General features: G+C 68.5%; 3 protein-coding genes and 1 pseudogene. All 4 read left to right on the forward strand.

The window, feature by feature from the left end:
• Window positions 1–906, forward strand: a 906-nt coding sequence (gene prfA, locus H926_RS0103005; RefSeq protein ID WP_022674986.1) for a peptide chain release factor 1, incomplete at its 5' end; no start/stop codon positions are given.
• A pseudogene (locus tag H926_RS35410) lies at window positions 899–1,369 on the forward strand (endonuclease domain-containing protein); the annotation flags it as partial. The gene prfA and the pseudogene H926_RS35410, both read left to right, overlap by 8 nt.
• Window positions 1,370–1,528: 159 nt before the next feature.
• Window positions 1,529–2,392, forward strand: a complete 864-nt coding sequence (prmC, locus tag H926_RS31475) for a peptide chain release factor N(5)-glutamine methyltransferase (protein ID WP_043607621.1) — start codon at window positions 1,529–1,531, stop codon at window positions 2,390–2,392.
• 209 nt (window positions 2,393–2,601) lie between these two features.
• Window positions 2,602–3,399, forward strand: a 798-nt coding sequence (locus H926_RS31480) for a DUF4167 domain-containing protein (RefSeq protein WP_022674988.1), incomplete at its 3' end; no start/stop codon positions are given.

The raw sequence follows: 3,399 nt of genomic DNA on the forward strand, positions 1-3,399 counted from the left end.
CGCGACGAGCTGGCCAGCCTGGCCGCGCTCAACGAGCCCGATGCCGAGATGCGCGCCCTGGCCGAAGAGGAAATGCAGCAGCTGCGCGGCGCCTTGCCCGAGGCCGAACGCGCGCTGGCCATCGCCATGCTGCCGCGCGATTCGGCCGACGTGCGCCCGGCCATGCTCGAAATCCGCGCCGGCACCGGTGGCGATGAAGCCGCGCTGTTCGCCGCAGACCTGTTTCGCATGTACGAACGCTTTGCCGCCGAACAGGGCTGGAAGGTCGAGGTGATCAGCGCCAACGCCAGCGAGCTGGGCGGCTTCAAGGAAGTGATCGCCCATGTCGCCGGCCAGGGCGTGTTCGCGCGGCTGAAGTTCGAAAGCGGGGTGCACCGCGTGCAGCGCGTGCCGGTCACCGAAAGCGGCGGCCGCATCCATACCAGCGCCGCCACCGTGGCGGTGCTGCCCGAGGCAGACGAAGTGGACGTGGCGATCGAGGACAAGGACCTCAAGATCGACATCTATCGCGCCAGCGGCGCTGGCGGCCAGCACGTCAACACCACGGATTCGGCCGTGCGCATCACCCACCTGCCCACCGGCCTGGTGGTGACCCAGCAGGACGAACGCAGCCAGCACAAGAACCGCGCCAAGGCGATGCAGGTGCTGCGCACGCGGCTCTATGACCTGCGCCGCGAACAGGCCCAGGGCGCCGAGGCCGAGGCCCGCCGCGCCCTGGTCGGCTCGGGCGACCGCTCGGAACGCATCCGCACCTACAACTTCCCACAAGGCCGGGTGACCGACCACCGCATCAACCTGACGCTCCACCGCCTGCCCGAAGTGCTGGCCGGGCCGGGGCTGGGCGAACTGATCGACGCGCTCACCGCCGAAGACCAGGCCAAGCGCCTGGCCGCGATGGATGACTGAGAAGCGCGGTTCAGGCCGCCACCACCCCCCGACCCCCTCCTCTGAAGAGGAGGGGGAGCATAAGGCCGCAAAAGCCCCCTCTAACCCAGCGGGGCAAGGCGCGGTCGAATCTCCCCCTCCTCTTCAGAGGAGGGGGTCGGGGGGTGGTGGAAACCACACGCAAACCTTGCGAGATTACGCCCGCACCATGCGCCGCGTGCCGACCGAGCCCGAGCGCCGCCTGTGGCAAGCGCTGCGGGCCAGCCAGCTTGGCCTCAAATTCCGCCGCCAGGCCGCAGTGGAGCGGCGCATCCTCGATTTCCTGTGCCCAGCCAAGGGCCTGGCGATCGAGATCGATGGCATCACCCACGATGCCAAGGCAGACGAACGTCGCGATGCCACGCTGCTGCGCGAGCATGGGCTGACCACGCTGCGTTTCACCAATGACGAGGTGATGCGCAATCTGGAGGGGGTTTTGACGCGCATCGTCGAGGTGGCAGCGGGGTTGCCTGATCGCTGGCCTGGGCTCTCGGCCTCGCACCACCCCCCGACCCCCTCCTCTGAAGAGGAGGGGGAGAACAACGGCAAAGCCCCATCCTCTTTAGAGGAAGGGGTTGGGGGTGGTGGAAGCCATGCACAAACCATCCGCCAGGCCCTGTTCCAGGCGGCGCAGATGCTCACCGCCACCAGCGATACGGCGCGGCTCGATGCCGAGGTGCTCATGGCCCATGCGCTGGGCTGCACGCGCACCGATGTGCTGCTGCGCCACATGGACGCGCCCGTCCCGGGCGGATTTGCCGGGCTGGTGGCGCGCCGGCAGGGGCATGAGCCGGTGGCGTATATCGTCGGCAGCCAGGAGTTCTATGGGCTGGACCTGGCGGTGAGCCCGGCGGTGCTGATCCCGCGCGGGGATAGCGAGACGCTGATCGAGGTGGCGCGGCAGGCCCTGGCCGGGCGGCCGCCGGCGCGCATTCTCGATCTGGGCACGGGTTCGGGCGCGCTGCTGCTGGCGGCGCTGTCGATCTGGCCGCAGGCAATGGGCACCGGCATCGAACGGTCTGACGCGGCGCGGGTGGTGGCGGCGGGCAATGCCTTGCGCCTGGGCCTGGATAGCCGGGCACGCATGCAGCCGGGCGATTGGACCAAGCCCAACTGGGCCGCCGCGCTGGGGCGGTTCGATCTGATCCTGGCCAACCCGCCCTATGTGGAAAGCGATGCCGCACTCGATCCCGGCGTGCGCGATTTCGAGCCGGCCAGCGCGCTGTTTGCCGGGGCAGACGGCATGGCCGATTATGCCGTGCTGGTGCCGCAACTGCCTGATCTGCTGGCGCCGGGCGGCCTGGCCGTGGTCGAAATCGGTTGGCAGCAGGGCGACGCCGTGATGGCCCTGGCGCAGGACCATGGCATGGTGGCGCGCGTCCATCCCGATCTCGCCGGGCGCGACAGGGCTGTGGAAATGACGCTTTGCCACAATATTTCGCTTGGCAAGCTGCCCGGCGATCACTAATTGTCCCATCTGGCAGGGCGACGGATGAAGGCTTCCCGTCCCGGCCAACTCCACCATTTGCGCCCGCATCGGCCTCTCACCAGGGGCTTTCGGCTGGCAGATGCTGGGAATCTGCGCACCCGCGCGTTGCGGGCGCGTGGCGGAGGGTTGCGCGGCGACAGGATCGGCAAAAGCTACCGACAGCCGCCCCAAACAAGGACGTGCCTGAGTTGAACAACAATCGTGGGAACAACCGCCGGCGCGGCCGCGGTAACAATCGTCCGCAAGGTGGCGGCCAGCAGCTCAATCGCATCGACAGCCGCGCGCGGGGCAATGCCCCCCAGCTGCTCGAAAAGTATCGCAAGATGGCGCAGGATGCCCACCTCAACGGGGATCGTGTCCAGGCCGAATACTATCTGCAATTTGCCGATCATTATTTCCGCGTGATCGCCGATACCCGGCTGCGCCAGGAAGAAGCCCGCCAGCGCCACAGCGGCAATGGCGAGCGCTGGAGCGAGGGCGAGCCCGAAGACGACGGCATGGACTTCTCGATCGAAGGGGATTTCCCCGCGTTCGATCGTCCCTATGTCCGCCGCGAGGAACGCGAAGTGCGCACCGCCGATCGTCAGGATCGGCCCGAACGCCAAGACCGTCAGGATCGCCAGGATCGGCCCGAACGGTCTGAACGCCCGGAACGCCAGGAGCGGGCAGACCGCACCGAACGCCAGGGTGAAACCGGCAACGATCGCGGTTCCGACCGTGGCGCTGATCGCGCTTCGGACCGCACGGGCAGCCGTCGCCGCTTTGAAGAGCGCCGCCCCTCGGCCGCTGTTGCCAACGCCGTTGATACCGATCAGCCCGTGCCGCTCGAAGGCGTGCGCGCCGATGAAGGCGAGCCGGTCACCGATGTGAGCGACAACCCGTTCATCCGCGAAAGCCGCAGCCCGCGTGGGCCGCGCCAGCAGCGCACCGAACGCCGCCCGCGCCGCAGCGCGGTGGCCTCTGAAGGGCTCGACCCGGCCAGCTTG

The sequence above is a fragment of the Novosphingobium sp. B-7 genome, assembly GCF_000410615.1.
Lineage (GTDB): Bacteria > Pseudomonadota > Alphaproteobacteria > Sphingomonadales > Sphingomonadaceae > Novosphingobium > Novosphingobium capsulatum.